At 71.8% G+C, this 2120-nt stretch carries 2 protein-coding genes and 2 pseudogenes; 2 read left to right on the forward strand and 2 right to left on the reverse strand.

Annotated elements, in window-relative coordinates; translation table 11 throughout:
• Positions 1 to 132 (reverse strand): annotated as a pseudogene (locus DEP02_RS08645) (non-homologous end joining protein Ku); the annotation flags it as partial.
• 132 nt (positions 133 to 264) lie between these two features.
• Positions 265 to 1077 carry a nuclease-related domain-containing protein gene (locus tag DEP02_RS08650; protein ID WP_112466759.1) on the reverse strand — a complete coding sequence of 271 codons (813 nt, stop codon included), beginning with the start codon at positions 1075 to 1077 and terminating at the stop codon, positions 265 to 267.
• A gap of 102 nt (positions 1078 to 1179) precedes the next feature.
• On the opposite strand from DEP02_RS08650, the gene DEP02_RS08655 reads away from it, so the two are divergent.
• On the forward strand, positions 1180 to 1686 hold the full coding sequence (locus DEP02_RS08655) for a protein-tyrosine phosphatase family protein (RefSeq protein ID WP_112466758.1): 507 nt from the start codon (positions 1180 to 1182) through the stop codon (positions 1684 to 1686).
• Between the two features lie 248 nt (positions 1687 to 1934).
• Positions 1935 to 2120 (forward strand): annotated as a pseudogene (locus DEP02_RS34475) (hypothetical protein); the annotation flags it as partial.

Consider the following 2120-nt stretch of genomic DNA (forward strand, 5'->3'; position numbering starts at 1 on the left):
TTCGCGGTCCTCCAGTTCGCACACCCTGCGGTAGCGGATGCGGCTGCCGTCCTCCGTGTGGATCTGGCGGAAGGGGACAAAAAAGATGCTGACCAGGCCGAACGATATGGCGCCGTTCCAAATGGATCGCACGTGCAGCACCTTCCGGAGCGGTTCAGTGCGAGCTGTTTGCCGCTTTTGAGGAGTTTACGTTGCTTTCTCGTCCTGTGACTCCCGAGTGTGCGCGCGCGTTGCTGTGAGCGCGGAGTGGGCGCAGCTGCGCTGTCACACCCGCCACCACGTCCGCCGGTCCCTGGCCATCGAGTGGAGCGCTTCCGCGTCCGCCGGTTTCAGTACGCCGCCCAGGCGGGACAGGGAGGGCAGGTCCGAGCACTGGAGGACGCGTACGCCCCTCGGCGGGGTCGTCGCGCGCAGGTCGGCCGGGCCTGCCAGGGCCAGGAGGGGGTGGACCTCGGCCGTGAGGGCGTAGGAGGCGCGGTCGGCCGTCGCGCGGAGGTCGCGGAGGAGGGGGGCCGGGTCGTGGCGGCCCACGGTGACCAGGGGGTCGGCGATCTGGACGTGCTGTTTGCGGGCGTGGAGGGCGTGGACGGCGAAGAGGCCGCCGGGGCCGATCGCCAGGTGGTGGATGCGGTCGCCGCCCGGCAGCGGGATCGAGTGCAGGGTGTGCCAGCCGGCGCCGTCCAGGGCGTCCAGGACCTCGCCGACCGTCTGCTCGGCGGTGAGGGCACGGCGGCGGGGGTCCGGGCGGAGGCGGTGGGTGGGGCCGGGGTCCCGTTCGAGGGCGATCAGCAGGGCCTCGCCGGGGCGGTTGGGCGCCAGGTCGTCGTCCGGGTGGAGGCTCAGGCGGGCGAGGTCGGCGGGGGTGGGGACCGGGGGCGGCCCCACCGCCACCGGGCCGGTGAGGAAGGGGCCCAGGGCCTGCAGCACGTCCTCCTGCTCGTCCTCTCTGAGGACGTGGACGCGAGCGGCCTCACGGTCGTACCAGGCGACGTTCCTGCCGTCGGGCCGGCACACGTAGAGCCGTTCCTGTCCGTGGCGCCAGGTCGGTATGACGCGCAGTCCGCGGTGTCCGCTCATGCATCATCACCCCCACCGACCATGGGAACAGGCGGGGTGCTGTCAGGGCAAGAACCCGGCTACCTTTGAGGAACGGTGGGAGGCGGAGTTGGGGAGGCGCCGTTGCGGACCCGCGGAAAGCAGCCCGACGTACCGGCCCCGGACAGCCCGTGGAGCGAGATCGTGCCCGGCCTGTGGATGGGCGGGCACGAGTTCAGGGGGCGTGCCGGGCAGCTGGAGCTCGCCGTCGTGCGCGATGAATTCGATCTTGTGCAGACCCTGCTCCGGCTTCCGGGGCACGGGCCCGACCCCGGTGTCGAGCACCATGTGTGGCCGATACCCGACGGGCCGCTGGACGGGACCCAGCTCGCGGGTGTGATGCGGCTGGCCCAGGCCGTCTGTGACGCGCTGGAGCAGGGCCGCCGGGTGCTCGTGCGCTGTTACTCCGGGTACAACCGCTCGGGGCTGGTCGTCGCGCACGCCCTGATCCGCCAGGGGCGCTCCGCCGACGAGGCGATCCGGCTGATCCGGGCCCACCGCTCTCCCTGGGCACTGCACAACAAGCTGTTCGTCGCCTATCTGCGGGCGGGGCTGTCGACGGCGCGGCTGCTGGAGGAGCTGACCGAGTGACCGGTTCGTCCGGGGTGCGTACGTTCCTGCGCGGCACTCGTGCGCGCCCCGCCACTGGAGAGACGTGATCCACGGACGTTCCGCCCTGGCCGCCGCCTCCTGAAGCGCGGCGGCCCTGACGCTTCCTCAGAGGTCGCGTCCCCGATGGCTCAGTGCGACGGGCGTCCGACACGCGCCACTCCTAATGTTGCGGTTAGTCACTTTTCCCCATTTTCCGTGGGTTTCGCTGCCTCAGGTGGAGGTGCTCCATGCCGTCCCCGCGCTTCTCTCTCACCCGGCTGGCCCTGGCGGCCGTCACCGGCGCGCTGCTCGCCACGGCCGCCGTCGCACCCGCCGCCGCCGGCGACGACGGCCGTGGCGGGACCCCGGGCAGCCAACAAGAGCCGCCAGTTTCCTTCCCCACAAGGAGGATCGTGCGCACCCGCCCCAGAAAC

It is taken from the genome of Streptomyces triticisoli, assembly GCF_003270085.1.
Classification (GTDB): Bacteria; Actinomycetota; Actinomycetes; order Streptomycetales; family Streptomycetaceae; genus Streptomyces; species Streptomyces triticisoli.